The sequence below is a fragment of the Paraburkholderia sp. EG286B genome, assembly GCF_040965655.1.
Taxonomy (GTDB): domain Bacteria; phylum Pseudomonadota; class Gammaproteobacteria; order Burkholderiales; family Burkholderiaceae; genus Paraburkholderia.
The window spans coordinates 1-922 of sequence record NZ_JBFRCF010000131.1 but is presented as its reverse complement, the minus strand read 5'-3'; the positions used below and the strand labels follow the sequence as shown (position 1 = coordinate 922).

Here is a 922-nt window from a genome sequence, read left to right as displayed (position 1 = left end):
TTGCACGGGAACCGGGAGATCTCACGTCTGACCTGGCGTTGTAGCGGTATTAGCCAGGCCCGCGTCGGGAAGGTGAGGAGCCGAAGCCGATGATGTACGGGCGTGAGAAGTCAGACTCCGCCGTAGTAGCGAAGAAGCCTGCGAACAAGGTCGGAAAACCGGCTGCGGAGTGGGTGGAGCCAAGGGCGGGGACCGAGGGAAACGCGAACCAGAATCACACGTGCCGGGCGCAGAACCGGGGAAGCGTGTCACAGGGACTGGATCGCGTACGGCAGTTGGCGAGGCAGCATAAGAAGATGCGTTTCACGACGTTGCTGCACCACGTCACAGTCGAGCGGCTGAGCGCTGCGTTCTATGCGCTCAAACGTAAGGTGGCGCCGGGAGTTGACGGCATGACGTGGCAAAGCTATGAAGCGGGACTGGAGAGCAATCTCCGGGACCTGCACAGGCGAGTTCACACAGGGAGCTACCGTGCCCTGCCAGTGCTGCGCCGTTATATACCCAAGGGCGACGGAGGTCTCAGGCCATTGGGTATAGCTGCACTGGAAGACAAGCTTGTGCAAAGCGTAATGGTTGATGTTCTGAACGCCATTTATGAGGAAGACTTCCTCGGCTTCTCGTACGGATTTCGTCCGGGTCGTAACCAGCATGATGCGCTCGACGCGTTGGCTGCAGCGATTCAGTGGCGACCGGTGAACTGGATTCTGGATGCCGACATCCGAAGCTTTTTCGACACTGTCAACAGGCAATGGTTGATCCGTTTCGTGAAGCATCGGGTGGCGGACCCGCGAGTCACCTCGCGCCAGACCGCCTGGCGCGCAAATATGCGCACCAAGCCCTGCTGATGGAGGAATTCTCCTCGTGCGGCGTACAGGTCGTGTTTCTCAATCATGCAATTGGCACGACGCCGGAAGAATCACTG

The 922-nt window shown here is 59.1% G+C and carries 1 pseudogene; it reads left to right on the top strand.

Going from position 1 to position 922, the window contains the following annotated elements:
• Positions 1–92: 92 nt before the first annotated feature.
• Positions 93–794, top strand: a pseudogene (locus AB4Y42_RS44060) (reverse transcriptase domain-containing protein); the annotation flags it as partial.
• Positions 795–922: the final 128 nt, after the last annotated feature.